At 69.2% G+C, this 23661-nt stretch carries 21 protein-coding genes; 9 read left to right on the top strand and 12 right to left on the bottom strand.

The genetic code is table 11. The annotated features are described in order from the left end of the window. Nucleotides 1-37 precede the first annotated feature (37 nt). A complete protein-coding gene (locus SSMG_RS27715; protein ID WP_009081460.1) occupies nt 38-670 on the bottom strand; it encodes a class I SAM-dependent methyltransferase in 633 nt (210 codons plus the stop codon). Nucleotides 671-729: 59 nt separating this feature from the next. Between SSMG_RS27715 and SSMG_RS27710 the strand changes: the two genes are divergently transcribed. Beyond that, entirely contained in the window at nt 730-1467 is a 738-nt protein-coding gene (locus SSMG_RS27710) for an SDR family oxidoreductase (RefSeq protein ID WP_009081458.1), read from the top strand. Here SSMG_RS27710 and SSMG_RS27705 read toward each other — a convergent pair. Further along, entirely contained in the window at nt 1451-2482 is a 1032-nt protein-coding gene (locus tag SSMG_RS27705) for an SDR family oxidoreductase (protein ID WP_037715068.1), read from the bottom strand. The genes SSMG_RS27710 and SSMG_RS27705 overlap by 17 nt on opposite strands. 71 nt (nt 2483-2553) lie before the next feature. On the opposite strand from SSMG_RS27705, the gene SSMG_RS27700 reads away from it, so the two are divergent. Further along, entirely contained in the window at nt 2554-3432 is an 879-nt protein-coding gene (locus tag SSMG_RS27700; RefSeq protein WP_009081455.1) for a LysR family transcriptional regulator, read from the top strand. Here the strand turns inward: SSMG_RS27700 and SSMG_RS27695 are convergent. Then, entirely contained in the window at nt 3429-4898 is a 1470-nt protein-coding gene (locus SSMG_RS27695) for an ABC transporter substrate-binding protein (RefSeq protein ID WP_009081453.1), read from the bottom strand. The two genes, SSMG_RS27700 and SSMG_RS27695, sit on opposite strands and share 4 nt — an antisense overlap. Nucleotides 4899-5032: 134 nt before the next feature. On the opposite strand from SSMG_RS27695, the gene SSMG_RS27690 reads away from it, so the two are divergent. Continuing rightward, a complete protein-coding gene (locus SSMG_RS27690; RefSeq protein ID WP_037715066.1) occupies nt 5033-6331 on the top strand; it encodes an LVIVD repeat-containing protein in 1299 nt (432 codons plus the stop codon). 4 nt (nt 6332-6335) lie between these two features. On the opposite strand, the gene SSMG_RS27685 is transcribed toward SSMG_RS27690, so the two are convergent. Then, the gene (locus tag SSMG_RS27685) at nt 6336-6923 is read right to left on the bottom strand and encodes a TetR/AcrR family transcriptional regulator (protein ID WP_037718081.1); all 588 of its coding nucleotides are present in this window, start codon (nt 6921-6923) and stop codon (nt 6336-6338) included. A gap of 106 nt (nt 6924-7029) precedes the next feature. On the opposite strand from SSMG_RS27685, the gene SSMG_RS27680 reads away from it, so the two are divergent. After that, complete coding sequence (locus SSMG_RS27680; RefSeq protein WP_009081449.1) at nt 7030-7737, top strand: SDR family NAD(P)-dependent oxidoreductase; 708 nt, start codon at nt 7030-7032, stop codon at nt 7735-7737. Nucleotides 7738-7742: 5 nt separating this feature from the next. Here the strand turns inward: SSMG_RS27680 and SSMG_RS27675 are convergent, their stop codons facing one another. Both SSMG_RS27675 and SSMG_RS27670 read right to left on the bottom strand, forming a co-directional pair. Next, nucleotides 7743-8153 (bottom strand): hypothetical protein, encoded by a 411-nt coding sequence (locus tag SSMG_RS27675; protein WP_009081446.1) that lies wholly within the window; start codon nt 8151-8153, stop codon nt 7743-7745. Further along, entirely contained in the window at nt 8150-9073 is a 924-nt protein-coding gene (locus SSMG_RS27670) for a TetR/AcrR family transcriptional regulator C-terminal domain-containing protein (RefSeq protein ID WP_009081444.1), read from the bottom strand. The genes SSMG_RS27675 and SSMG_RS27670 overlap by 4 nt, the downstream gene beginning before the upstream one ends. A gap of 117 nt (nt 9074-9190) precedes the next feature. Here SSMG_RS27670 and SSMG_RS27665 point away from each other — a divergent pair, with 117 nt between their 5' ends. The 3 genes from SSMG_RS27665 to SSMG_RS27655 all read left to right on the top strand — a co-directional run bounded on the left by SSMG_RS27665 (nt 9191) and on the right by SSMG_RS27655 (nt 12304). Next, complete coding sequence (locus SSMG_RS27665) at nt 9191-10252, top strand: FAD-dependent oxidoreductase (RefSeq protein WP_009081440.1); 1062 nt, start codon at nt 9191-9193, stop codon at nt 10250-10252. A gap of 101 nt (nt 10253-10353) precedes the next feature. Continuing rightward, nucleotides 10354-11316: an alpha/beta hydrolase fold domain-containing protein gene (locus SSMG_RS27660; protein ID WP_009081438.1), complete on the top strand. Its 963-nt coding sequence runs from the start codon at nt 10354-10356 to the stop codon at nt 11314-11316. 22 nt (nt 11317-11338) lie between these two features. After that, nucleotides 11339-12304: a helix-turn-helix domain-containing protein gene (locus tag SSMG_RS27655; RefSeq protein WP_037715063.1), complete on the top strand. Its 966-nt coding sequence runs from the start codon at nt 11339-11341 to the stop codon at nt 12302-12304. Here SSMG_RS27655 and SSMG_RS27650 read toward each other — a convergent pair whose 3' ends face one another. After that, entirely contained in the window at nt 12305-14902 is a 2598-nt protein-coding gene (locus SSMG_RS27650) for a bifunctional FO biosynthesis protein CofGH (protein ID WP_009081435.1), read from the bottom strand. A gap of 144 nt (nt 14903-15046) precedes the next feature. On the opposite strand from SSMG_RS27650, the gene SSMG_RS27645 reads away from it, so the two are divergent. Then, on the top strand, nt 15047-16636 hold the full coding sequence (locus tag SSMG_RS27645; protein ID WP_037715061.1) for a hypothetical protein: 1590 nt from the start codon (nt 15047-15049) through the stop codon (nt 16634-16636). A 212-nt stretch (nt 16637-16848) separates the two neighbouring features. On the opposite strand, the gene SSMG_RS27640 is transcribed toward SSMG_RS27645, so the two are convergent. From SSMG_RS27640 to SSMG_RS27620, 5 genes are all read right to left on the bottom strand, one after another. Then, nucleotides 16849-17601, bottom strand: a complete 753-nt coding sequence (locus SSMG_RS27640; protein ID WP_037718077.1) for an SDR family NAD(P)-dependent oxidoreductase — start codon at nt 17599-17601, stop codon at nt 16849-16851. Between the two features lie 8 nt (nt 17602-17609). Continuing rightward, nucleotides 17610-18425, bottom strand: a complete 816-nt coding sequence (locus SSMG_RS27635) for an alpha/beta fold hydrolase (protein ID WP_009081431.1) — start codon at nt 18423-18425, stop codon at nt 17610-17612. 67 nt (nt 18426-18492) lie between these two features. Beyond that, nucleotides 18493-19611, bottom strand: coding sequence for an epoxide hydrolase family protein (locus tag SSMG_RS27630; RefSeq protein ID WP_009081429.1), 1119 nt, complete (start codon nt 19609-19611; stop codon nt 18493-18495). Then, nucleotides 19604-20818, bottom strand: a complete 1215-nt coding sequence (locus SSMG_RS27625) for an RNA polymerase sigma factor (protein WP_009081427.1) — start codon at nt 20816-20818, stop codon at nt 19604-19606. Before SSMG_RS27625 ends, SSMG_RS27630 begins: the two co-directional genes overlap by 8 nt. A gap of 19 nt (nt 20819-20837) precedes the next feature. Then, complete coding sequence (locus SSMG_RS27620; RefSeq protein ID WP_009081425.1) at nt 20838-21230, bottom strand: YciI family protein; 393 nt, start codon at nt 21228-21230, stop codon at nt 20838-20840. Between the two features lie 227 nt (nt 21231-21457). On the opposite strand from SSMG_RS27620, the gene SSMG_RS27615 reads away from it, so the two are divergent. Continuing rightward, nucleotides 21458-22669, top strand: a complete 1212-nt coding sequence (locus tag SSMG_RS27615; protein WP_009076656.1) for an IS110 family transposase — start codon at nt 21458-21460, stop codon at nt 22667-22669. The last annotated feature ends 992 nt before the right edge of the window (nt 22670-23661 follow it).

The raw sequence follows: 23661 nt of genomic DNA, 5'->3' as shown, positions 1-23661 counted from the left end.
CCTTCACGGACTTCTGCGGAAGCGGGACCCGCCGTTTTCAGCGTCCGGCGATCAGCAGGTGGAAGGCTCGCGGCCCGTCGCCGAGCCGGTCGTGGCGGCGGAACTCGAGCCCCGCGTCCGTGAGCGCCTTCTCGATCTCTTCCGGCGGTCGCAGCCGGAAGCCGTGGCTGGTGAACGGCATCTCGCGCATCATCGCGGGGTCGCCGATGCCGACGACGAACCGGCCGCCGCCGGAGAGCACCCGCGCCACCTCGGCGAACGCGGGCGCGAGATCGGGCACGAAATAGACCGTGTTGACGGTCAACGCCGCGTCGATCGTCCCGTCTTCCAGCGGAAGCTCGGCCATGCCGGCTTGGTGCAGCACGAGCCGTCCGGCTGCGAGGTTCTTCGGGAACTTCCGCCGCGCGCGGGCGAGTGCCGTTTCGGAGATTTCCGCGCCGTGCACGGTGCCGCCTTCGGTCGCCCGCAGCAGCAGATCGAGACCGAGACCGCCGCCGAAACCCAGGTCCAGCGCGGTTTCGCCGCGACGGACCTCCAGTGCCTCGACCGCTCCGGTGACCGGTCCGCGGTTCACGTTGTTGAGCAGCCGGACAACAGCCTGCCCGGCCCGGCCGCGCGGATGGCCCAGCTGGTTGGCGAACCCGGCGAGCAGCCTGTCACGTGGTCCCATGCGCCCAGTGTGCCGCGATATGGCAACGTGCGCGCGAGCGGATTTTTGAGGAGGCGGAGATGTCCGACAAGACTGCTGTGGTCACCGGTGCCGGGTCCGGGCTGGGCCGCCGGATCGCCGGGGCGCTGCTCGGCGCCGGATACCGGGTCGCGCTCGCCGGACGTCGCGAGGACGCCTTGCGCGAGACGGCCGATTCTGACGCGAACGCGCTGGTCGTGCCCACGGACGTCGCCGACCCCGCGTCGGTGGAAGCGCTTTTCTCCGCGGTGCGCAGCGAATGGGGCCGCTTGGACCTGCTGGTGAACAACGCCGGGGTGTCGCTCGGCGGGACGGTCGCGGAGCTGTCCGTCGAGGACTGGCGGCGCACCGTGGACACGAACCTCACCGGGATGTTCCTGTGCGCGCAGCAGGCCGTGCGGATGATGCGCGACCAAGACCCGCGAGGCGGCCGGATCATCAACAACGGCTCGATCTCCGCGCACGCGCCGCGTCCGGCGAGCGTCGCCTACACCGCGACCAAGCACGCCGTCACCGGCCTCACCCGGTCGATCTCGCTCGACGGCCGCGCCTGGAACGTCGCGTGCGGGCAGATCGACATCGGCAACGCGGCCACCGAGATGACCGAACGGATGGCCGCGGGCATCCCGCAGGCCGACGGACGGCTCCTGGCCGAGCCGACCTTCGACGCGGGCCACGTCGCCGACGCGGTGCTCTACATGGCGGGATTGCCGCTGGACGCCAACGTCCAGTTCCTCACCATCACCGCCACCACGATGCCGTTCATCGGCCGGGGATGACGTGCTCGCGGCGGAACTCGTCGAAGAGCCGGTAGAACATCTGCTCGGTGTCCACATAGGAATGAAAACCGGCGCGGCGGGATTTCGACGTGTCCGCGAACATGTCGTAGTCCCACGAGAACACGAAGTCGCCGAAGGCCCACGAAGAGACGTTGGCGTACGAAGCAGTAAGGCCGTGCTTCGCCGCCATCTCGTCCCACAGCGGTTCCTTGTCGGCCATCACCGTGCTTAGCGGCAACTGTAGCGGCGGAGCGACTTCAAGGTCGAAGTACGCGGCCAGCTTCGGCCACAGCTCTCGCCAACGGAAGAGGTCACCGTTGGCGATGTTGAACGCTTCGTTGCGACTGGACGTCGCTGCCCACACTGTGCCCTCGGCGAGCAACTGCGCGTCCGTCATCTCCAGCAGGCTGTCGTACGCGCCGGGCTTGCCGGGAAAGCGCAGCGGCAGGCCGAGTTCCTTCGAGATCGAGGCGTACACCGCGATCACGAGCGCGAGGTTCATCGGGTTGCCTAGCGTCGTCCCGCCGACCACGGACGGCCGGATCGCCGACCACGACCAGCCTCCGGCGGCGGCCCGGCGTTCGAGGAACTTCTGCTGGTCCACATTGAATTCCGGTGGCATGTGCTGTCCGGCGTCGGCTTCGCGGGCCGGAGTCTTGAACGGGCCGAGGTGCGCGCCGTAGACCTTGTAGCCCTGCATCAGGCTGACGTGCTCCAGCGGGCCCTCGTCGAGGCCGTTCACCAGGTTCTCCAGCATCGCGACGTTCGGCGGCACGAGTTCCGCCCACGTCGGCCGGTCCTGGTAGGCCGCGTAGAACAGGTGCGTCGCGCCGACGCCGGCCAGCGCGTCCCGAGTGCCCGCCGGGTCGAGCAGGTCGACGGCGAGGCTGCCCGGTCCGCCGCGACGGGAGAGCCCGAGCACTTCCCAGCCGTCGAGAGTCCGCAGGTGAGAGACGAGTTTGCGGCCGATGATCCCGTTGGCCCCGGCCACGAGGGCCACGCGTGTGCTGCTCATGTCTCCGATCCTGGCCGCGAGGGACGGATGAGTCCAAGGCTTACTTCTCACGGCTTCGATAAACTGGGTTTATGACAAGCCTGCGGCAGCTCGAGTACCTGGTCACGGTGGTCGACACCGGTTCGTTCACCCGGGCGGCCGAGCAACTGCATGTGACGCAGCCCGCGCTGTCGCACCAGATGCGGGCGCTGGAGCACAGCGTCGGCGGGCCGTTGCTGGAACGGCTGCCGCGTTCGGTCCGGCTCACGCCGATGGGCCGCGCGATGCTGCCGCACGCCCGCGCCGCGCTCGCCGACGCCGAACGGGCCCGGTGCGCGGCCCGGCAAGCGTCCGGTCAGGTCGCCGGAGAGCTGCTGGTCGCCACGGTTTACTCGGTGAGTCTCGGGGTCCTGCCACCTGCGCTTCGGGTGTGGCGGCGCGAACGGCCGGACGTCGACGTGCGGCTTTTCGAGTACCGCCACGCCGACGAACTGCGGGACGCGATGCTCGCTGGGGAAGCGGATCTCGCCATCGGCCCGCGTCCGGCCGGGTGGACTGGCCCGGTGCGGACGCTGGGTACCGAAGAGTTCGTCGTCGTGCTCCCGGCCGACGGCGCTACGGAGTCCACTTCGGACGGTACGGTCGACCTGGCCGAGCTTGCCGACTGTGCGTGGGTGCACTACGCGCCTGGCCACGGCTTGGCGGAACTTCTCGATGGCGCTTGCGCGGAAGCCGGATTCCGGCCGAGGCCTGCGGTTCGCACGGAACAGACCGCCGCCGCACCGCTGCTCGCTGCGGCCGGGTTGGGGCCCGCGCTGGTCCCGGCGAACGTGCTGCCCGCGGAGTTCAGCGGCCGGGTTTTGCGCCCGGCCAAGGCAATCCGCCGCGAGTTGGTCGCTTACGGCCGTAGCGAACCGGACCCGTTGACGGCGGCCTTCGGCGAGGTGCTGACGCAGCACGCACGCGTTTAGTCGCGCAGTCGCGTCAGGTCGATTCCGGCGAACGGCGTCGTCACCGCGTCGTGGACCCGGGCGGACCAGACGGCGTGCCCGTGTCCGGTCCACAGCGGAATCGCCGGAAGATCGCGCAGGGCTTCGTTTTCCGCGACCCGGAACAGCTGCGCGGCTTCTTCCGGGGACGCGGTGGTCTCGGCGGAGGTGAGGTCGGCGGCGAACCCGGCGTCGGTGTAGCCGGCGGCGTCCGCGAGCGTGTGGAGGAGGTCGGCCGGGCTCGGCGAGACGGCTTTGACCTCCAGCGCGGACGGTCCGGTCGGCTTGCCGCCGGTGGCTTTGCGCTGTGCGGTGACCGGGATGCCGAGGGTCTTCGACAAGCCGTCCGCCAGCGCCTGCGGCCAGGTGCCGTCGAAACTGTCGTAGTACACCGAGGCTTCTCCGGTGAATCCTGCTTGGTCCAGCAGGGATTTCGCCGCCGGAGCGTCGAAAGTGCACGGACGGCAGCCCGCGGACCGCTCGCCGGGCGCGACCGCCGGCGGCAGCAATCCCTTCGCCGCGTCCGCCTGATGCGCGAGCGGTCCGGACTCCAGCGCGGCGCGGTCGGTGCCGAGCGCGAAGGCGTGCCGTACCGCCGGATCGGCGAATCGCGTTGCCTCGGCGGAAAACACCAGGTAGCCCGCGCGGGGAAGCGCCCACATCGCGTGCCGGCCGGCGAAATCGGTGTGCATCGCCTCGTGCCGCTCGCCCGGGACGGACGTGGCTACGTCGAGCTTGCCTTCTTTGACGTCGTCGTACTGCTCCGCCGGATTGCCGACGCGCAACTCGATTTCCTTGGCCCGCCCCGGATCCGGCGCGACCCGGACGAGCTTGCCGCCCGACCCGGACTGCCAGTCGCCCTCCAGCCGCAGCGGGCCGTTGCCGATCGGATGGCGGGCGAACCCGTTCCAGTCGCGTGATTTCAACACTGACGCGGGCAATGGCACGAGCCCGGGCGCGGACAGCCAGGCCGGGACCTGGTTCGACGGCCGGTCGAGCACGATCCGCAGCTGCTTCGCGTCGACTGCGGTGATCTCTTTGGCCCGCAACGACTTCGTGAGCACCGGCGTGCTGGCCCAGCGGTGCCCAGCGATCGCCTTCCAGGTGTCCACATAGGACTGCGCGGTGACCGGCGTGCCGTCGTGGAACTTCCCGGGCCGCAGCTGGACCGTCCAGGTCACCTGGTCGGCGCTGCTGATCGATTCCGCCGCGCGCGGGGTGACTTTTCCGCTGGCCGGATCGTAATCGGCGAGCGGCGTCCAGAGCGCGCCGGTGACGAGCCGCCCGGACGGATCGGTGACGTCGGCGGGCAGCAGCGTGCCGGGTTCGCCGAGGCCGACCGACAACACGCCGGGCCGAGCGGGTTCGGCCGACGACGAGCAAGCGGAGAGACCGGCCGCGAGGACGGCGGCGGCGAGCGTGAGCGGGACCAGCGGACGCGATCGCATGGTGTCTTACTACCAGGTGGAAAGCAACGAAAGGCGGTTGTGTCCGGTTAGGGACGGTCATAGAGTACTTCCGTCACACTGGGGTCTCCTGGAGGTTTCGCGTGCGCCGTGGGTGGATTCGTTCCGGATTGGCGATGGCGACGGCGGCGGCGACTCTCGTTGCCACCGGATTGCCCGCCGCGGCGTGCGAGGACGACAAGCCGGTCACCGAGGCGAAGCACAGCCTGGGCGACCCGGGCGCGGTCAAGGGCGTGGAGCCGGTCGGCAACGTGCCAGACGCGCAAGGAGCCATTTCGGCGAACTTCCTCAGCTACGGCAAACGCGACGTGATGGTCGTGTCCGGCCAGTTCGGCCTGAAGGTCTACGACCTCACCGAGAATCCGGCGAAGCCGCGCGCGATCGGCGAGCTGAGCCTGCCCGGGCTGTGGGAAACCGAGGACACCGAGGTCGACGCCAAGCGCAAGCTCGTGTTCCTGTCCCGGGATCCGCGCGCGTTCAAGGGCAACACGCACACCGGCGAGTCCGGGATCTACGTGGTCGACGTCGCGCATCCGGAGAAACCGGAGATCCTCAGCTACGTCAAGGTTCCGGCGGGCCACACCACCAGCTGCGTCGACGACTGCCGCTACCTCTGGACCGGCGGTCCGGCGAAGGCCGACAACCAGCCCGCGGACTGGGGCGGCCGGCCGATCTGGGTCACCGACGTGCGCAACCCGCGCGCCCCGAAGGTGCACCCGGATCCGATCGAACTCGCCCGCAACGACGGCAAAACCGACTACGTGCACGACGTTCAGGTGGACAAGATGGGCGTCGCGTGGGTGTCCGGCGCGGGCGGCGTGCGCGGGTACTGGACGTCCGGCTTCCATCGCGACCCGGTGGAGAACCGCTACCGCTTGGCGACCGCGCTCAAGCCGGTGCCGTACGCGGGCGGCGGAGTCTCGGAAACCGCTGCGCCGTCGAAGTTCCTGCACAACAGCTTCCACCCGGTCGGCTCCCGCGACGACGGCGCCTGGCGCGGCCACGACCTCGTGTACGCCACCGAGGAGAGCTTCCTCCCCGGCTGCGCGGGCGACGGCGTGCTGACCATCTCGTCGCTGGAAGGTTCGTACCAGGGCGAAGGCTGGCGGTCCACGCCGGAGAAGCCGTTCCGGATGCGCAGCATCGGCACCTGGGGCGTCGCCGGGCAGGAAGGCAGCGACCCGGTGTCCGACGACTGCTCGGCACACTACTTCGACGTGCGCGGGCACGTGCTGGTGCAGTCGTTTTACGCGCAGGGCACGCGATTCCTGGACGTGAGCGACCCGTCGAACCCGACCCAGATCGCGTACTTCCGCCCAGCGGACGCGGCTTCGTGGGCGCCGTACTGGCACGACGGGTACGCGTACGTGGCGGACAACAAGCGCGGGATCGACATTCTGAAGCTGACCGCCTAGCGGGTCAGCCGCGCACCGCGGCCAGACACTCGTCGTACAGGTCCATGATTTCGTCCTGGCCGTCGTTGACGACCCACGTCATCGACGCGGCGTCCAGGCACGCGAATGCCGTCGCGAGCACCGCGCGGGCCTTCGCCCCCTGATTGCCGGAAGCGTCCATCCGGGCCTCGACGAGCGGTAGCAGATTCTCCTGGAATCGCAGTCGTTTTTCGAGCCAGCCGGCGCGCAGCGAGGCCGTGTTGTGTAGGAGCCGGAACCGCTTCAACGCCTGGTCTCGGCTGTCGTGCAAGGCCAGTACGGCAGCGATCCCGGCGCGCAGGACCTCCCAGACGTCGGCGTCGGCGGGCTGTGCGCTGATCGTCTCCGTCAGGACCTGCCCGAACCGGTCTTGCCCGCCGCCGAGCAGGTCCTCCTTGGCGCCGAAGTAGCGGAAGAGGGTGCGCTGGGAGACGCCGGCCTCGCGAGCGATCTGGGCGATGGTCGTCTCGTCGTAGCCCTGCTCGGTGAAAAGCCGCAGCGCCGTCTCGAGGATCTCCTGGGAAGCCAGCTGCCGGGTCCGGTCCCACAGCGTCGCGGCCGCTTCCTGCTTCATGGCGACAGAATAGCGCATCACTGTCAGCCTGGCAGTCGCATAGGAGTTGGCAGTCGCTGCCAAATCGCCGTACGCTGCTCTTGGAACATCTGCAAAGGAGCGCAGCATGCGTGCAACCACGGCCTTGATCACCGGTGGAACGAGCGGAATCGGCAAGGCGACCGCCGAACTCCTCCACTCCCGCGGCTACCGCGTGATGGTCACCGGCCTCAGCAACGCCACCGAAATTCCCGAAGGCATCACGGCCGTCCGGGCCGACGCCCGGTCCCTGCCTGATCTCGACCACGCGATGGACCAGGCGCGCCAGCAACTCGGCTCCCTTGACCTGCTCTTCCTCAACGCCGGCGTCTCCCGCCCCGGCTCGCTCGAATCAACCGGCGAGGACGACTTCGACGCCCTCTTCGACATCAACGTCAAGGGCAATTTCTTCACCCTCCAGAAGGCGTTGCCGCTCCTCAACGAGGGGGCCTCGGTCGTGTTCACCGTGGGTGCCGGCGAAGGAGTCGGGGCCGCGATGACCGCGGCCAAGGGCGCTCTGCTGCCCCTCATGCGGTCCGTCGCGCTCGAACTCGCTCCCCGCCGCATCCGGGTCAACGCGGTCAGCCCGGGAATGATCGACACCCCGGTCTACGGCAAGCTGGGAGTCTCGCGGGAAATGCTCGGCTCCTGGGCGTCGGACGTACCGCTCGGCCGCATCGGTGCCCCCGCCGACATCGCCGAAGCCGTGGCCTTCCTCGCTTCGGACGCCGCGAGCTACATCACCGGCGACAACCTGACGGTCTCCGGCGGCATCGGCGTTCATGCCAACGCTTGACGAGCTCAGCGACCCGCCAGTTCGCGGAGGAACTGCCGCGCGGAGAAAGTGACCGTGTGCTCGGCGAATTCGTTGTCCGCCTCGTCTTCTTCCGGTACGCCGAAGTCTCGCCAGGTGACGAGATCGCCGCGGCGCGAAACTCTCGCCGCGATGGCACCGCACTCGATGTCCTCGCATTCGGGGCAGACATACAGCAGCACCCGCCCGTCCGGCGCGTCGCCCGGAGCCTCGCCGAGCACGCGGGCCAAACGTCGCGGATCGCGCGGGCCGTCGGTGGCGAGCACCGAGATCAGGTCCAGTTCGGTGTCGACCATGCTGCGGAGGCTGGCGCCGTCGACCTCGAAGTCGAGATACCGGCGCTCACGCTGATACTTCCGGCGCTCGCGGACCGTCGGGACCAGCCGGATGCGGTTCACGCCAGCCTCCCGGAAACCGTGCCGCCCACCGGATACCGGACCGCCAGCCCGTCCAGCAGCGCCTGCAGCCCGATCTCGAACAGATGGTCCAGATCCAAGTCGTAGCCCTCGGCAAGATCCCGCACCATCCGCGCCATCACCGGAAACCGCCCGGACCCGGTCAACGCGGCGTACCCCCGCGCCTGCGTCTCCATCCACTGGTCCTCGGTGATCCCGCTCGCGCCCACCGCGTGCCGTTCCCGTTCCAGATGGATCGCGGTGCCCTGGATGTGGTTGTAGAACAACACATTCAGATCGCAAAGATCAGCCGCGTTCAGCCTGAACACCGACAACGCGGCCAGTGCGCGTTCGTTGTGCGCGGCCAGATTCGGCAGCGGCCAAGGCCGGGTAAGCGGCACGAGATGTGCCAGCCACGGATGCCGCCGGTGCACGGACCACAGCGTGCGCGCCACCAGTTCCAGCTGCGCTCGCCATCCCTCCGGTTCCCGGGCGGGATAGCCGGTTTCGCCGTAGACGTGGTCGGCCATCAGGAAAACCAGTTCGTCCTTTCCGGACAGATACCGGTACGGAGCCATCGCCGGAACGCTCAGCCGCGCGGCGAGTCCGCGCATCGACAGCGCCGCGACGCCTTCCGCGTCAGCGATCGCGATCGCCGCGCGCACCAGCCGGTCCCGGGTCAACACCGGCCGCTTGGACTCGGACTCAGTGTGCTGACCAGCGACGACATGACCCGATCGCGGCTCGGCACGAAGCACGCCTTCACGACGCAGCACGTCGAGCGCCTTGGCAGCGGTGGCGTTCGCGACACCGTGCGCCGACGCCAGCTGACGCGTCGAAGGCACCTTCGCGCCCGGCGGCAACTGCGCGATCTCTTCCCGCAGCGCGGCGGCGATGCGGAGGTACGGCGGTTCGGGCGGCATCGACGTCCTGTCTGTACTAGGTCAGCGGGTCATCTGTACTAGGTCAGTTTTGGCGGCGGCACCCAGGTCAGGGCAGGTTCATCAGGGTAATCATGCACTGTACCGAGGGGTGAAGACATGCCTGAAGCACTGGTTTGCGGCGCGGGAGTCGCTGGATGCGCGTCGGCCTACTGGCTGCGCCGCAACGGCTACGACGTGACGGTCGTCGAGCGCGCCGACGGATTGCGCAGCGGAGGCCAGGCGATCGACATCCGCGGGGTCGCGCTGGACGTCGTCGAACGGATGGGCCTGGGGGAGCAGGTCCGCGCCGCGCGGACGCGGATGCGCGGGATGTCGATGCTCGACGCGTCCGGCAACGAAGTGTTCCGTTCCGAGGAGCACGTCTACAGCAGCGGCCGACTGGACAGCGCCGACATCGAGATCCTCCGCGACGACTTGGTCGAACTGCTGTACCACGCGGCCGACGCCGAGTTCCGCTTCGGCGACGAGATCACCGCGCTCGACGCCGAGTCCGGCCGGGTCGAGTTCGCCAACGCCGAGCCGCGCACGTTCGACCTGATCGTGGGCGCGGACGGCGCGCATTCGGCGGTCCGGCGGCTGGCGTTCGGCCCGGAGGACCAGTTCCGCCGCTACCTCGGCCAGTACCTGGCGATCTTCCCGGCGCCCAACACGGTCGGCCTCGAAGACTGGCAGATCTGGTTCCAGGGCGAGGGCGTCGGCGGCGCGGTCTACCCGGTGCCCGGCAACGAGGAGATCCGCGTGACGCTCGGCTTCGGCGAGCCGGAGTACCGCGAGATCCGGGACGTCGCGGAGCAGAAGAAGCTCGTCGCGGAACGGCTGAGCGGGGTCGGCGGCCCGGTGCCGGACCTGGTCAAAGCCATGGCGGACGCCGAGACCTTCTTCTTCGACGCGATGCTCCAGATCCGCCTCGACCGCTGGACGACCGGCCGGGTCGCCCTGGTCGGCGACGCCGGGTACTGCGCGTCCGTGCTGTCCGGACAGGGCACGAGCCTCGCCCTGGTCGGCGCGTACGTCCTGGCGGAATCGGTAGCGGACTACGAGACCCGGATGCGCCCCTTCGTCGAGCTGAACCAGGCGCTGGCCACGGAAAACGCCGCCGGACCCGCGTCGGAGGAATCGGTCGAACGGGCGAAGAACGCGATCAGCCTGAGCCGCTGACCCCGCCGCGTGGCGGGAGATTCCCGCCGTCCGGCTGCCCCGGTCCGGGCCGCGGGCGGCAAGGATGGGGCCAGCACCCCGATCCCTAGGAGGCCCCCGCGATGACCGCCTATCCGCCGCTCCCGTTCGACCCCGAACTCGCCGCGGCGCTCGAGGTGCTCGCCGCCGAGCGTCCGCCGATCAAGACGCTCGAGTCGATCCCGGCGGTGCGCGCGGCCGCGGCGAAGCGGCAGGTCTCGCTGGACGAGATCACTGCCGACGGCGCCCTCGAAGTGTCCGAAGTGGACGCCGAGGGCCCGCGCGGCCCGATCCCGCTGATCGTCGCGCGGCCGGCCGGAGCGGTCGACGTGCCGGTGCTGTACTGGCTGCACGGCGGCGGCATGATCATCGGCGGCCACAAGGGCGGCGACCTGTACTTCCTCAAGGAGTACGCGACCGAACTCGGCCTCGGCTTCGTCTGCGTCGACTACCGGGTCGCGCCCGAACACCCGCATCCGGCCCCGGTCGAGGACTGCTACGCCGGCCTGGAATGGACGGTCAAGCACGCCGCCGAGTACGGCTTCGACGCCTCCCGCGTCGTGATCGGCGGCGCGAGCGCGGGCGGCGGGCTCGCGGCGGGAACGGCGTTGCTCGCCCGCGACCGGGGCGGCCCGGAATTGCTCGGCCAGCTGCTCGTGTACCCGATGCTCGACGACCGCAACGACTCGCCGTCGGCGATCCAGATGGCGGAGATGGGCAGCTGGGACCGCACGGCGAACCACGTCGGCTGGACCGCACTGCTCGGCGACGCTCGCGGCGGCCCGGACGTCTCGCCGTACGCCGCGCCCGCCCGCGCCGAAGACCTGTCCGGCCTCCCGCCCGCGTTCCTCGACATCGGCAGCACCGAGACCTTCCGCGACGAGGTCATCGCCTACGCGAACCGGCTGTGGCTGTCCGGAGTGCAGGCGGAACTGCACGTCTGGCCCGGCGCTTTCCACGGCTTCGACGGTTCGGCCCCGCAGGCGGCGCTGTCGCAGCAGGCCCGCGCCGCGCGGACGCCGTGGCTGCGGCGGCTGCTCGGCTGAACCGGCGAGCGATGATGGACCGATGAGGGAGCTGGTCACCCATCTGAGCGCGCTCGATCCCGGCGCCGCCGAGACGGTCAAGGTCATCGCGTACTTCGACCGGCTGGTCGAGGGCCGCGCCGGGCTGGAGCCGATCGTGCGCGGGGCAGCGGTGCTGTCCGGCTGTCCCGCGCGGCTGGCCGACGACGAACGGCGAGTGCGCGTCCGCGTCGAACCGGACGGACGCGTCGTGCCGTCGGCCGAACCGCCCGATCCGGAGTGGCCGTCGGCTCCGGTGCGTCCGGACGGGCCGGTCGCGCTGTGGCTGGAACGGCCTGGTCCGGCGAGTCCGGTGGACGCGATGGTGCTGGAGCGCGCGTCCGCGGCGGCGCGAGCGGTGCTGGACCGCACGCGCGGCCGGGTCGTCGATCCGGCGTCGGTCGAGGTGGTGCTCGACGCCTCAGCCGACGAGCGAACCCGCCTCCGCGCCGCGCATCGCCTGGGGCTCGGCACGACCGCGCGCGCCGTGGTGACCGACGCGGTCCCGCTGGTCGTCCCTCCACAATGGACTCCACCGGAACGCGCGCGGGTGGGGCTGGGCACTGTAGTGAACCTGGTCGACTTACCGCTGTCTGGCGCGCAAGCCCGAACCGCTTTCCGGTTCACCGCGACCGAAGACGACCCCGGACCGTCCGTTGTGGACTACGCGGAACTCGGCGGCCTGGCCGTGCTCGCCGACGCGGTCGGACCCCGCAGCAAACCGGTCGCGGACGTCACCAGTCTGGAGAACGCCCGCACGGCGGCCCCGTGGGTATTGCCCACGCTGGTCGCCGTAGCGGGCGCTCCGAGTCTGCGCGCCGCCGCGAACACGCTGGTAGTGCACCATTCGACCCTGCAGGAGCGCCTGGCCCACGCCGAAGCGCTGCTCGGCTGGCCAGTGCGCGATCCCGCGGGCCGCTTGCGGTTGCAGCTGGCTATCGCGCTGTGGCGGCTGCACCGCACCGGCTGATCACGGCGTGAGCAGCGGCAGCAACGGCTTCCGCACCGCGGTCGCGACCCCGTCCGACGCCTGCGCCGCGGCGATCCGCTCGTCGCTCGGCGTGCCGTAGGACGTGGTCCGCTGCCGCAGCGGACGCCCGAGCGGCTCGACCATCGCGCGCATGTCGCTGATCGTCTTGTACGACCCGTTCGCCGCGCCCGCCATCCGGCTGATCGTCTCCTCCATCAGCGTGCCGCCGATGTCGTTGACGCCGCCCTGCAGCACCGCCCGGCTGCCTTCCTCGCCGAGCTTCACCCAGGAACTCTGGATGTTGTCGAACGTGCCGTGCAGCAGCAGCCGGGACAGCGCGTGCACCGCCCGGTTTTCGCGCAGCGTGGTGCCCGCGCGGGCGAGCCCGGCCAGGTAGATCGGCGAGCTCTGGTGGATGAACGGCAGCAGCACGAACTCGCTGAACCCGCGCCGCCCGTTGCGCTCCACGCCCTCGCGCTGCAGCTTGGCCAGCAGCTTGAGGTGCCCGACCCAGTGGCTCGGGTTGTCCACGTGGCCGTACATCATCGTCGCCGTGGTCGGCAGCCCGATGTCGTGCGCGGTGGTGACCACCTCGATCCACGCGTCCGTCGGCAGTTTGCCCTTGGTGAGCACCCACCGGACGTCGTCGTCGAGGATTTCCGCCGCGGTGCCCGGCAAGGAATCCACTCCGGACTCCTTCGCCCGGATGAGGAAGTCGCGAATGGACAGGTTGGTCCGCGACGCGCCGTTCACGACCTCCATCGGGCTGAACGAGTGCAGGTGGATGTCCGGCTGCCGCCGCTTCACCTCGGCCGCGAGGTCGAAGTACGCGGTGCCCGGCAGATCCGGGTGGATCCCGCCCTGCATGCAGATCTCGGTCGCGCCCGCGGCCCACGCCTCGTCGACGCGGTCGCCGACCTGCTCCAGCGACAGCGTGTACGCGTCCGCGTCGGTCTTCCGCTGCGCGAAGGCACAGAACCGGCAGCCGGTGTAGCAGACGTTGGTGAAGTTGATGTTCCGCGTGACGACGAAGGTGATGTCGTCCCCGACGACCTCGCGCCGCAGGTCGTCGGCCAGTTTCGTGAGCGCGTCCAGCTCCGGCCCGTCCGCGTGCAGCAGCGCGAGCGCGGCGTCGTCGGACAGCCCGGCGGGGTCCTTTTCCGCGCTGCGCAACGCGTCCCGGATGTCGGTGTCGAACCGCTGCGGCCCGGTCTTGATCTTGCGGCCGATCTCTTTCCAGTCGCCGTAGACCGAATCGAAGTCGCCTCGCCGGTCCTCGGTGCGTCCGGTGGTGTCGATCTCGGTGTGCAGGTCGGTGCGGCCGGATTCCTCCCAGCCGCCGTCCGGTTCCTGCCACGGGATCCCGACCGGCAGCGCGCCGTCGCGGGCCAGCCCGGTCTCGGCGTCGACCAGCGCCGCGACGTGCCGCGTGACGCGCGGGTCGAGCCACGGCTGGCCGCGCTTCACGTACTCCGGGTAGATGGTCAGCCGCTCGCGCAGCGCGAACCCGGCCTTCTCGGTCTGCCGGGCCAGCAGGTCGATCTGCGGCCACGCGCGTTCCGGGTTCACGTGGTCGGGGGTGAGCGGCGAAACGCCGCCCCAGTCGTCGATGCCCGCGCGGATCATCAGGTCGTACTGGTCGCCGATGAGGTTCGGCGGCGCCTGGATGCGCATCCGCGGCCCGAGCACGAGCCGGGCCACGGCGATGTTCGCGGCCAGTTCTTCGAGGTCGGCGTCCGGGGTCGCGCGCATCTTCGTGTCCGGCTTGGCCCGGAAGTTCTGCACGATGACTTCCTGGATGCCGCCGTACTCGCGCGCGGTCTTGCGGATCGCGAACAGCGCGTCGGCGCGTTCCTCGTGCGTCTCGCCAATACCGATCAGCACGCCGGTGGTGAACGGCACCGAGCTGCGGCCGGCGTCCTCCAGCACGCGCAGCCGGACCTCGGGATCCTTGTCCGGCGAACCGTAATGCGGCCCGCCCTTCTCGCTCCACAGCCGGCGCGCGGTGGTCTCCAGCATCATGCCCATCGAGGGCGCGACCGGCTTGAGCCGCTGGAAGTCCTGCCAGGACAGGACACCCGGGTTGAGGTGCGGCAGCAGACCGGTCTCCTCGAGCACCCGGATCGCCATCGCGCGGACGTAGGACAGCGTGTCGTCGTAGCCGTGCGCGTCCAGCCAGTCGCGCGCGGCCTTCCAGCGGTCCTCCGGCCGGTCGCCGAGCGTGAACAGGGCTTCCTTGCAGCCCATCTCGGCGCCCTTGCGGGCGATGTCGAGGACCTCGTCCGGCGACAGGAACGGCGATTCGAGCCTGCCCGGGACGGTGACGAAGGTGCAGTACCCGCACCGGTCCCGGCACAGCCGGGTCAGCGGGATGAACACCTTGCGGCTGTAGGTGATGATCCCCGCGCGACCGGCTTCTTCGAGGCCCGCGTCGCGGATGCGGGAGGCGTGTTCGGACAAAGTCTTGAGGTCGTCGCCGCGGGCGTGCAGCAGCACGGCCGCCTCGGCGACGTCGAGCGTCTTCCCGTCTCGCGCGCGGGCGAGCGCACGGCGCATGGCCGACGGGGTGGGCGTGGTCACGCCAGCTTCGGGCTCCATTCCCGCCACGCTAGGACCCGGCCGCCGCGACCAGCCAGCTCTTAGCCCGCCGCCGGGCGCACGAACGGCCTGGAGTGATCATTCGCGCAGGTTGCGGGCTTGTCGATGCCGGGTGGCGACGGTATTACCTAAAGGGTGGCCTCAGTGATCGGGAAGCGCATCGGCGGGCGGACGTACTACTACCTCGCCGAGTCCGCGCGCGTGGACGGCAAGCCGCGCGTGGTCGGCCAGCGGTATCTCGGGACCGCCGAGGACATCGCGGCGGCGGTGGCCGGCGGGGGTCCGGAGGCAGCCGGCGCGCGGCATCGGTCGTTCGGCGACGTTTCCGCCGTATGGGGGACGCTGGAGCGGCTCGACCTGGTTCGCCGGGTGGACTCGGTGGCTGGACCGCAGCGGGCTCGGCCGACGCTTGGCCTTCACGTCGCGCTCGCCGTGCTGCATCGGGCGACTGCGCCGGAGACCGAGTTCGAGGAGTGGTGGACCGGGTGTCTGGCGCAGGATTTGGTCCGGCCTCGGCCGCCCAAGGGGTCGATCACCACGGCTGGTCATTGGCGGGCGTTGCAGCGGCTTACTCCGGAGCGGATCGCTCGGGTGGAAACCGTTGTGGCGGAGGCGGTTCTGGAGCTTCTGGGGGAAGACGGGACGGAGGCGCTGACGGTTGATGTCGCGCAGTTCGCGGCGTTTACCGCGGCGGATTGCACGTTGCCGTCAGCTTGTCAGGACGTGCTTGCCGGGTTGGGGCTCGTCGTTACGCGGGACGGGGCGATTCCGCTGGCTTCCCGGGTTTATCGGCGGGAGAACGCCCCGACCTTCGGGGCACTGGCCGCTGAGCTGGGCGAGCGGCATACGTTGGTTTTCCACTCCGGCCAGGCGGCGCAGCTTGATCTTGGCGCGCGGACCGGGTTTGTCGGGTCGCTTCCGCTGGCGGATCATCCGGAGTTGCTCGCGCGGCCCGCTTCGGTGCGGCGGCGGGTGGATCCGGAGCGGTTTGCCGGGCTTACCGCGTTCGACACGGTGGCCACTGTGGACGGGGTGCCTCGGCGGGTCATTCTTACCCATTCGGCGACTTTGCACGCGGCGCAGTATCGGGCGTTTACGAGCGAGTTGAGTACTACGGTGCGGGAGCTTGACGGGCTGGCTGCCGCGCTCGCTGCGGGGACTCATCGCGGGGATCGGACGCAGGTGCACGCGGAGATGTCCCGGATTATTCGGGGGCGTCGGGTGGAGCGGGTGTTGAATACGACGCTTGCCGGGAGCCGGGCGGGGAAACTCCGTTTGGAGCGGCGGGTCGACGAGGCGGCCGTGGCTCGGCTGGCGGAGGAGTTTTTCGGGAAGCAGATCTTGGTTACTGATCGGGATTGGCCGGTTGCCGAGGTGATTACTGCTTATCGGGCGCGGACTTATCTCGACTCTACGTTTCGGTGGTTGACCGGGTCGGCGGTGGCTGGGCCTTCGCCTCGGTGGGAGTGGACTTCGCATCGGATCGCGGTGCATACGTTGGTGTCCGTGCTGGCGGCGACGGTTACGCATGTGATGCGGCGGGAGGCGGATCGGGCTGGGGTGAATCTGTCTGTGGCCGAGTTGTTGGATGAGTTGCGGGGGATCGGGGAGACTGTGTTGCGGTATCGGTCTACTGGGGGGCGGCCTCGGGCGCGGCGGATTTTGTCTGACCGGACTGGGAGGCAGGAGGCGTTGTTCGAGTTGTTCGGGTTGGGGAGGTTTGCGCCTGGGTGAGTCGGGCGGCTCGTCGCCCTGACGGGCGACATTGCGCCCCGTCTGGGTTGCGTGGGGCACCCCGAATTTTCATTGTGCTGACGGTTCGGGGGTGCTTGTCAAGGCGGGAAAGATGCCTTGACAAGCACCCCCGAACCGCAGGGCGGCTTTGTATCGGGGTTGGGGGAGGGGTGGGTGCCTCGCTGTTTGGGTGCGGAGGTGCGGTTGTTTTTTTAAGCGTCTCGGTCGATGTGTAGTGCGGAGAAGGTTTGTACGACCGGCATTAGTTCTATGACGTTGATGTTTACGTGTTTTGGTTGCGAGCTTGCCCAGAAGACTGATTCGGCTACGTCGTCTGCGGTCAGGGGGGTGGTGCCTGCGTAGACGTTGTTTGCTTTGGCCTGGTCGCCGTCGAAGCGGACGGTGGAGAATTCTGTGCCGCCGACTAGTCCTGGCTCGATGTTGGTCACTCGGACGCCGGTGCCGCGCAGGTCGGAGCGGAGGTTGAGGCTGAACTGGTGCACGAATGCCTTCGTGGCGCCGTAGACGTTCGCGCCGGGGTAGGCGTAGGTGCCTGCTACCGAACCGATGTTGATTACGTGGCCGGTGCCGCGTTCGACCATTCCGGGCAGGACCGCTCGGGTGAGGTGGACGAGACCGGTCACGTTGGTCTCGATCATCTGGTCCCAGTCCTCGAGCTTCGCCTCGTGCGCGGGTTCCAGGCCCTTCGCGAGGCCGGCGTTGTTGACCAGGATGTCGATTTTCGCCCACTCCTCGGGCAGCCGCGCGACGACGTCCGCGACCGCGTCCGCGTCTCGTACGTCCAGTACCAGCGGGTACACCGCGTCGCCCAGTTCGTCCGCCAGCGTCTTCAGCCGGTCGCCGCTGCGGGCCGCGGCGACGACCCGCGCGCCTTCCGCGACGAATCGGCGCGTGATCGCGGCACCGAACCCGGCGCTTGCGCCGGTCACCAATACGGTCTTCATGGAGTGCGTCACCGTTCTTCCGCGTGGTCCTGGTCCAGGAAACGGCCGAACACGTCGTTGAACTCGGCCGCGCGTTCCAGGTTAGGCAGGTGCCCGGCGCCGTCGAGCACCACCAGCTCCGAGTTGCCGACGAGCTGGTGCAGCAGCTGCGCGTCGGCGACGGGGGTGAACTCGTCCTCGCTGCCCACCGCGACCAGCGTCGGCACGCTGACCTGCTTCAGCGAATCGCGGTAATCCGGCCGCTTCGCCCGGGCCCGCAACGCCGCCGCCGCGCCCGCCGCCGGTGCGCCGCGCATCATCTTCTGCACGTGCCCGGTCACCTCGGGGTTCTCGCGGAAGGTGCCCGGCGACACCATCTTCGGCAACAGCTCGTCGGCGTACGCGGTCATGCCCTCCGCGAGCACCCGGTCCGCAGCTTGGTTGCGCGTCACCTTTCCTTCGGCGGTCTCGGGCTCGGCGAACGTATCGGCGAGCAATAGCGCGGCAATGCGCTCCGGGTAGTCGCGGATGGTCTGCATCACGATCTGCCCGCCCATCGACAGCCCGCCCAGCACGAAACGGCCGAGGCCGAGGCGGTCAGCCAGTCCGAGGACATCCTCGGCGAAGTCTTCGAGACCGTTGACCGCCGGACCGGTGCTTTCCCCGTATCCCCGCAGGTCAGGAACCACGACCCGGTGCCCGTTCCGCGCCAGGTAGTCAGCCTGCGGGCCCCACATGGACCGGTCGAACGGGTGCCCGTGCACGAGAAGCACCGGGATCTTCGACTGCGGTCCGAGGTCGTCGTAGGCGATCCGAGCGCCGGAGGGGAGAAGGACTGTCTGCATGCCCTCGACGCTAATCGGGGCGATTTCTCAGTGCAATAAGGTGCAATGTAGTCGGAGCAATGTTTTTCTAACGCAGCCTCGCGAAGAACTGCCGGACGTCACCCGTCCACAGGTCAGGCACCTCTTGCGCCGCGTAGTGCCCGCCGCGGTCGAACTCGTTCCACGACACCAGGTTGCGGTGATGCTCGGTGAACACGCGGATCGACGGCAGGTCGCCGGGGAACTGCGCGACCCCGAGCGGCACGGGATTGCGGCCCTCCGCAGGGATCTCCCGGGCGTCCTCGGCGTAGATCCGGATCGCCGAACCCGCGGTGCCGGTCAGCCAGTGGATCGTGACGTGGGTGAGGATCCCGTCGGCGTCGAGGCCGTGGTCGTGCATCGCTTGCGCGTTCCAGCCGAGCAGGCCGACCGGGGAATCCGACAGCGCGTGCGCGAGCGTCTGCGGCTGCTGCGCTTGGACGGCGCCGTAGGACGCTTCGTTGGTGAAGTAGTGGTGGAACGCGTCCCACGCGGCTTTGTCCTTAGCGGACAGTCCGGTGATCCACTGTGGATCGTCGTCCGGCGGCGGGTCCCAGGTCTGCGTCACGTGCGCGCCGAGCACCTGATCCGGAGCGACGCGACCGACCTCCGGCGCGATCTGCGAACCCCAGTCGTTGCCCGCGGTGCCGTAGCGCTCATAGCCGAGTCGGCGCATCAACTCCGCCCACGCGCGGGCGATCCGCTGCGGACCCCACCCGGTGTCGGCCGTCGGCCCGGAAAAGCCGAAGCCCGGCAACGAAGGCAGCACGACGTCGAACGCGATCGACGGATCGAGCCCGTGCGCCCGGGGATCGCTCAGCAGTCCGACGGCGGTCAGATACTCCGCCACCGATCCCGGCCAGCCGTGGCTGAGGAGCAACGGGATCGCGTCCGGCTCCGGGGAACGGGCGTGCAGGAAATGGACGGTGCTGCCGTCGATCGCGGTGGTGAACTGCGGATACTCGGCGAACCGCCGCTCCCACGCGCGCCAGTCGTAGCGATGCCGCCAGTGCTCGGCCAGTTCGCGCACCCGGCCGACGCTGACGCCGTACCCCTGGTCCCCGCCGGCCGGCTCCGGCGCCCACCTCGTCCGGTCCAGCCGTTCCCGCAGGTCGGCCAGGTCCGCTTCCGGGATCTCCAGCCGGTACGGCCGGATCTCGTCAGTCATGCTCAGCTCCTTCGGAGAGCCGCCGGGCGCAGGCGTGGAGATACCGCACCTGGCGGATGTTGGTGGCGAGTTCGGCCGCGCGCAGATACGCGCTCCGGGCCGCTTCGCGGTCGCCCGCCCTTTCCAGAAGATGTGCTCGCGCCGCGTAAAACCGCCGGTCCCGGTGGTCCAGTGCGTCGAGCAGCTCAAGTCCCGCGGCGGGCCCGTCCGCCATCCCGACCGCGACGGCGTGGCTCACCTTCGCGACCGGGCTCGCCGAAACCTTGAGCAGCAGCCGGTAAAGCCCGACGATCTGTCGCCAGTCGGTCTCCTCCGCGGTGGCGGCCTCGTCATGGACCGCCGCGATCGCCGCCTGCAGCTGATACGGCCCGACCGGCCCGCGCGGCAACGCCGCCGTCAACAGCTCCACCCCGCGGCGGATCGACTCGGCTTTCCACCGCGTCCGGTCCTGTTCGTGCAGCGGAACCAGTTCGCCCTGGTCGGTCACCCGTGCCGGCGACCGCGCGTCGGTCAGCACCATCAACGCGAGCAGCCCGGCGGCCTCGCTGTCGTCCGGCACCAGCGCGACCGTCATCTCGGCCAGCCGGATCGCCTCCGCGACCAGGTCGGCGCGCCGCAACTCCGGCCCTGACGTCGCCGAGTACCCCTCGGTGAAAATCAGGTACAGGACATGGAGGACGGCTTCGAGCCGCTCGCCACGGGTGTCTGCCGGGGGCATCCGGAACGGCACGCCGCTGTCCTGGATGGTCCGCTTGGCCCGGGAAATCCGGCGGGTCATCGAGTCCTCGGAGGTGAGGAACGCCCGCGCGATCTCCGCGGTCGTCAGGCCGCCGACGGCCCGCAAGGTGAGCGCGATCTGCGACGCCACCGACAACGACGGATGGCAGCAGAGGAAAAGCAGGACCAACGTGTCGTCGCTGGCCTGCTCGCCGACCTCCTCGGCATCCTCGCGAACGGCGCGCAGCTCCCGCTCCCGCCTTGCCTGGTCAGCGCGGAGCAGATCGATCAGCTTCCGGCTCGCGACCTGCAGCAGCCAGCCGAAAGGCCGCTCGGGGATTCCCGCCTCCGGCCACCGCTGGGCCGCCTTGAGCAGGGCTTCCTGGACCGCGTCCTCAGCCGGGTCGAACCGCCCGTAGCGGCGGACCAGCGCGCCCAATACCTGCGGGGCGAGGGTGCGGAGGGTGTCGTCGACCGCGGAGTCGGTCATCTCTGCCGCCTTGCTTCCGTCAGAGTTCGCCTTCGCTTCCCATCACCGGCCGGACCACGACTCCGGCCTCCGCCAGCCGCCCCGGGGCCTTGAGCAGGCCCGCCGCGATGTCGGTCGCCCGGTCGAAACTGGCGCAGTCGACCATCCAGTACCCGGCGACGACCTCCTCGGTCTCGCCGAACGGCCCGTCGGTGACGACCGGAGCCCCGTCCCGCAGGCGGAGGCGGCGGGCCAGCACCGGGGCGGTGAGCCCCTGCGTCTCGACCAGCTCTCCCGAATCGGCCAGCGCCCCGGTGAACCCCGCGAGGAACTCGCCGACCTCCGCCACCTCCTGCGCGGTCGCCCCGCCTTCCTTGCCGCTGAGGTGGTCGTAGTCCTGCTGGTTGCCGTACGCCAGGATCAGGTACTTCATCGGGTGCTCCCTAAGTTTGTGGGTGTCTGGGGTTGGTGCCCTGGATGCCCGGGGCGGTGGGGTGTAGCTGATCGGTTGTTGCCTGTTGTCGAGGCTCGAAAGGACTGGCTGCCCCGCCGTGCTGGACGCTCCGTTCGCTGATTGAGAGCTGTTGCGGGTCGTCGCTGTTTAGGGATCTGTCGGCGGGGTTGTCCACGGGCGTGACCTGCAATGACAGGAGTGGATGGGTGGCGATTCGCCTTGAGGTCTGGGTCGGGATCGATGTCGGCAAATCGATGCATCACGCGTGTGCGATCGACACCGACGGGAAGGTGCTGTTCAGTCAGAAACTCGGGAATGATCAGCGCGCGATCGAGCAGTTGATCGCTCGTGCCAGTGCGGCCGCTCAGCGGGCGCAGTGGGCGATCGATTTGACGAGTCCGATGGCGTTGCTGCTGATCACGGCGCTGCTGGCTGCCGACCAGTCGGTGACCTATGTGCCGGGCCGGGTCGTGAACACGATGACCCACGGATTCCGAGGCGAAGGAAAAACCGACGCCAAAGACGCTCGGGTGATCGCCGAAACCGCCCGGCTGCGAAGGGATCTGACCGAGGTCACGATGCCCGATGAGCTGGCGGTCTCGCTGACCCAGCTGACCAGCTACCGCGCCGACCTGATGTCGGACTGGGTGGCCGGGATCAACCGGCTGCGGGCGCTGCTGGGCTCGATCTTCCCCGCTCTGGAGGCCGCGTTCGACTACTCCAACCGAACCCCGCTGATCCTGGTCGCCGGGATGTGCACCCCCGCCGAGATCCGCACCGCCGGAATCGGCGGTGTCACAACCCATCTCACCGACAACAAGGCATGGGGTCCGGCGATCGGCAAGACCGCCGCGACCGCGGTCGCCGCCGCCGACGCCCAGGACCTGGTGCTGCCCGGCGAAGCCGATGCCGCGATGCTCGTCAAACGCATCGCCCGCAAGCTGCTCGACCTCGACCGCGAGATCAAAGACACCGACAAGCTGATCACCGCCCGATTCCGGCGACATCCGTGGGCGAGGATCATCGAGTCCCTGCCCGGCATGGGCCCTGGACTGGGCGCCGAATTTCTCGCCAGCACCGGCGGTGACCTGGCGACCTTCGCGACCGCCGGCCGCTTGGCGTCCTATGCCGGATTGGTGCCGGTGCCACGCGACTCCGGTCGTGTCAGCGGAAACCTGCGCCGTCCCAAACGCTACAACCGACGCCTGCGCAGGGTCTTCTACATGGCCGCCCTGTCCAGCCTGCGCACGCAAGGCCCGTCCAGGCGGTTCTACGACAAGAAGCGCGCCGAACGACTCATCCATACCCAAGCCCTCCTAGCGCTGGCCCGGCGACTCGTCGACGTGCTCTGGGCACTGCTGCGCGACGGCCGCGAATTCACCCTCGACACACCGAATCCGGTCACTGTTGCGGCTTGACACGGTCATTGAGAGTCCTTCTGCTCGTGCGGCTGGCGCTTGGCCGCCGGTCTTCGGAAAGAACGAAGCTGCCCGTCCCGGACCGGACATCGCTTCGGGTGACCCGGGTCACCCGACGGTCTTGGCGCTCATGATGCCCCGAACCGTCCTGCCGCCGCGCTGTTCCGCTCCGGCACGTCGATGTCCAGCGGCAATCCGTTCTCCGCTCGGCGGCCGTCGGCCGGTCGTGTCGCGCATTCACCGATAACGCGAGCCGCCCGTTCTTCCGCATTGCGACATCGTCGAGCCGATTAGCTGCTGGATTCGCCGCGCTCGGGTGCCTCGACTCGGCGCCGGTGGGCCCGCCGGATCGGCGCCAGCGGGCCTAATCGGCCGGTTGACCTGCGAAGATCGTATTAAGGGACCCCCCTGTTTCGGGCCGTTTTGAGCCGTGTAATGTTCTCTTCGTCGCCAGGGAGACCGGGCGGCCGCCGGGACACGAACCAAGCTCTCGCCTCTAGGGTGATTGAGTGGGTGTCCCACCAAAAACTGCTAGGAATGACCGCTTCGGTCAGGCTCGCCCTCACGGGGCCGGGTTTGATGCGGGGTGTGTTGCTTGAGAACTCAACAGTGTGCTAGTGAACTAAGCCAGTAGAGCTTATATGAAACCCCCTCGTCGGGGTTTCCTTTGAGATTGATTGATTGAGAGTAGTCTCGATCGAACTTGAAGACATTGTTGGAGAGTTTGATCCTGGCTCAGGACGAACGCTGGCGGCGTGCTTAACACATGCAAGTCGAACGCTGAACCGGTTTCGGCCGGGGATGAGTGGCGAACGGGTGAGTAACACGTGGGTAATCTGCCCTGTACTCTGGGATAAGCCTGGGAAACTGGGTCTAATACCGGATACGACCACTGCAGGCATCTGTGGTGGTGGAAAGTTCCGGCGGTATGGGATGAACCCGCGGCCTATCAGCTTGTTGGTGGGGTAATGGCCTACCAAGGCGACGACGGG

Origin of the sequence: Streptomyces sp. AA4, from assembly GCF_000158875.1 — a bacterium.
GTDB lineage: Bacteria > Actinomycetota > Actinomycetes > Mycobacteriales > Pseudonocardiaceae > Amycolatopsis.
This window is presented reverse-complemented; position numbering and strand designations above follow the sequence as displayed.

Coding starts and splice junctions, on each gene's coding strand:
- SSMG_RS27715 (WP_009081460.1), bottom strand. CDS start 670: ATGGGACCACGTGACAGGCTGCTCGCCGGGTTCGCCAACCAGCTGGGC.
- SSMG_RS27710 (WP_009081458.1), top strand. CDS start 730: ATGTCCGACAAGACTGCTGTGGTCACCGGTGCCGGGTCCGGGCTGGGC.
- SSMG_RS27705 (WP_037715068.1), bottom strand. CDS start 2,482: ATGAGCAGCACACGCGTGGCCCTCGTGGCCGGGGCCAACGGGATCATC.
- SSMG_RS27700 (WP_009081455.1), top strand. CDS start 2,554: ATGACAAGCCTGCGGCAGCTCGAGTACCTGGTCACGGTGGTCGACACC.
- SSMG_RS27695 (WP_009081453.1), bottom strand. CDS start 4,898: ATGCGATCGCGTCCGCTGGTCCCGCTCACGCTCGCCGCCGCCGTCCTC.
- SSMG_RS27690 (WP_037715066.1), top strand. CDS start 5,033: ATGGCGACGGCGGCGGCGACTCTCGTTGCCACCGGATTGCCCGCCGCG.
- SSMG_RS27685 (WP_037718081.1), bottom strand. CDS start 6,923: ATGAAGCAGGAAGCGGCCGCGACGCTGTGGGACCGGACCCGGCAGCTG.
- SSMG_RS27680 (WP_009081449.1), top strand. CDS start 7,030: ATGCGTGCAACCACGGCCTTGATCACCGGTGGAACGAGCGGAATCGGC.
- SSMG_RS27670 (WP_009081444.1), bottom strand. CDS start 9,073: ATGCCGCCCGAACCGCCGTACCTCCGCATCGCCGCCGCGCTGCGGGAA.
- SSMG_RS27665 (WP_009081440.1), top strand. CDS start 9,191: ATGCCTGAAGCACTGGTTTGCGGCGCGGGAGTCGCTGGATGCGCGTCG.
- SSMG_RS27660 (WP_009081438.1), top strand. CDS start 10,354: ATGACCGCCTATCCGCCGCTCCCGTTCGACCCCGAACTCGCCGCGGCG.
- SSMG_RS27655 (WP_037715063.1), top strand. CDS start 11,339: ATGAGGGAGCTGGTCACCCATCTGAGCGCGCTCGATCCCGGCGCCGCC.
- SSMG_RS27650 (WP_009081435.1), bottom strand. CDS start 14,902: ATGGAGCCCGAAGCTGGCGTGACCACGCCCACCCCGTCGGCCATGCGC.
- SSMG_RS27640 (WP_037718077.1), bottom strand. CDS start 17,601: ATGAAGACCGTATTGGTGACCGGCGCAAGCGCCGGGTTCGGTGCCGCG.
- SSMG_RS27635 (WP_009081431.1), bottom strand. CDS start 18,425: ATGCAGACAGTCCTTCTCCCCTCCGGCGCTCGGATCGCCTACGACGAC.
- SSMG_RS27630 (WP_009081429.1), bottom strand. CDS start 19,611: ATGACTGACGAGATCCGGCCGTACCGGCTGGAGATCCCGGAAGCGGAC.
- SSMG_RS27625 (WP_009081427.1), bottom strand. CDS start 20,818: ATGACCGACTCCGCGGTCGACGACACCCTCCGCACCCTCGCCCCGCAG.
- SSMG_RS27620 (WP_009081425.1), bottom strand. CDS start 21,230: ATGAAGTACCTGATCCTGGCGTACGGCAACCAGCAGGACTACGACCAC.